Raw genomic sequence first — 2,281 nt, forward strand, 5'->3', positions numbered from 1 at the left:
GCCACGACCACGGCCGAGGCCGCGGGGGGCGCGGCGGCCGTCAGCCCGCTGGAGCGCGGCGACATCAGCGTCCACCATGCGGCAGCGGCGATCCCGACGCCGGCGGCGGCCACCAGGCCCCAGGCCAGGCGGTGGCGCCCGACGGGTTGCTCGGCGGACTCGTCGGCGCCGTCGCCGTCCTGCGGATGCTCTTCCAGCCAGTGGCGCAGCTCGCGCGACAACGCACGCGCCGAGCGGTAGCGGTCGTCGGGGTTCTTCTCCATCGCCCGGGCGGCGATCTCGGACAAGGCCTTCGGCACGCTGTTGTTGACCTGGTGCGCGGTCGGCGGGTTGTACTCGGCGACGGCGCGGGTGATCTCGGCCAGCGAGCTGCCGCGGAACGGCCGCACGTCGGCCAGCAGTTCGTRGAGCACGACGCCGAGCGAGAACACGTCGCAGCGGCGGTCCACCGGCTGCTGGCGCACCTGCTCGGGCGACATGTAGTAGGGCGAGCCGCCGACGATGTCCTCGCCGTTCGCATCGTGCTGGTGCGCGATGCGGGCGATGCCGAAGTCGAGCACGCGCGGCTGCGTGCGCCCGACCATGAAGATGTTGGCCGGCTTGATGTCGCGATGCACCACGCCCTTCGAGTGCGCATAGGCGAGCGCATCGGCGACGCGGCGCACGATCAGCGCGGCCTGGTGCGGTGACGGCCGCCATCCCTCCTGGCGCAGCTGGCGCAGGTCGCGGCCCTTCAGCAGCTCCATCGCGATGTAGGCGCCTTGCTCGCTCGCGCCGGCATCGAACACCGTGACGATGTGCGGGTGGCTCAGGCCGCCGGCCGCGCGGGCCTCGTTCAGGAACAGCGCATTGAACGCATCGCGCTGCTCGGCCGAGATCTCGAGGTTCAGGGTCTTGATCGCGATCAACCGCGACAGCAGCGGGTCGTGCGCGGCATAGACCACGCCGAGGCCGCCTTCGCCGATGCGGTACTTGAGCGCGTACCGGCCGATGTGGCCGATGGTCGGCATCTGGTCGGCGCCGCCCATCGGCGGCACCGTGGTGGAGAAGGTGGCGGCCGGTTGTGCGGGCAGCCCGAGGTCGGTGTCGCCCCACTTCGGCGCACCCGGCGTCGAGTTGGCAAGGTCGGAGGAAGGATCAGGAACAGGGCCGGGCATGAGGCGGGTTGGGTTCGTGGCACGGTTGTCCACCACGGACGCAGCTTAGTGCAAGCGCATCGGGGCCTGGCAGTAAAAAACCCCGCGTTCTGTGCATTCGTAACATGCGCTTGCGAAAGTCGACGAGATGGTGCATGGGGTTCAACCCAAAACTGACAACAACGCCGACAACAAAAACGCCGGCGAAAAGCGACAGCTACGCGGACAGCAATTGCTGCAGGCGCTGCACCGCGTCCTGCAGGTGCGCCATCGAGCTCGCATACGACAGTCGGATGTAGCGATCGGCGGCATGCGGTCCGAAATCGCGGCCGGGCGTGATGGCCACCTGCGCCTCGCGCATCAGCCGGAAGCAGAAGTCCCAGCTGCTGTCGGCATGTGCCGAGCAATCGGCCCAGGCGTAGAACGCGCCGTCGGGCATCACCGGCACGCGCAGGCCCATCGCCTGCAGCGCCGGCACCAGGAAATCGCGGCGCGCGCGGAACTCGGCGCGGCGGCGTTCGAACTCGGCGATCGAGGCCGGCTCGAAGCAGGCCAGCGCCGCCTGCTGCGCGAGCGACGACGGGCAGATGTAGAGGTTCTGCGCGAGGCGCTCGATGGGCGCCACCAGTTCCGGCGGCAGCACCAGCCAGCCGAGCCGCCAGCCGGTCATGCTGAAGTACTTCGAGAAGCTGTTGATCGAGATCACGTCGTCGCCATGCGCGAGCGCGGTGTGGCCGAACGCGTCGTCGAAGCTCAGGCCGAGGTAGATCTCGTCGACCATCGTGAAGCCGCCGCGTTCGCGCACCGCCTGCACGATGCGCCCCATCTCGTCGAACGCGATCGAGGTGCCGGTCGGGTTCGACGGCGAGGCGAGCAGCACGCCGCGCGTCGCGGCCGTCCAGGCCGATTGCACGGTGGCGGCATCCGGCTGGAAGCGGTGCTCGGGCGAGGCCGGCAGCAGCCGCGCGACGCCATCGGCGGCCGCGACGAAGTGGCGGTTGCACGGGTAGCTGGGGTCGGGCATCAGCACCTCGTCGCCGCGCTCGACGAGCGCCAGGCAGGCGAGCTGCAGCGCGGCCGACGCGCCGGCGGTGATCACGATGCGTTCGGGCGCGATGTCGACCTGGAAGCGCTCGGCGTACCAG

Annotated in this window: 2 protein-coding genes; both read right to left on the reverse strand. The window is 70.1% G+C overall.

Features of this window, described 5'->3' with window-relative positions; translation table 11 throughout:
• Positions 1 to 1,157 (reverse strand): serine/threonine-protein kinase (locus tag AC1D1T_RS31980; RefSeq protein ID WP_477993385.1); only part of this gene is annotated, 1,157 nt, incomplete at its 3' end.
• Between the two features lie 196 nt (positions 1,158 to 1,353).
• Positions 1,354 to 2,281: pyridoxal phosphate-dependent aminotransferase (locus AC1D1T_RS31985; RefSeq protein WP_477993387.1), on the reverse strand; the 928-nt coding region annotated here is incomplete at its 5' end.

Source organism: Rhizobacter sp. P2_H3, assembly GCF_056403355.1.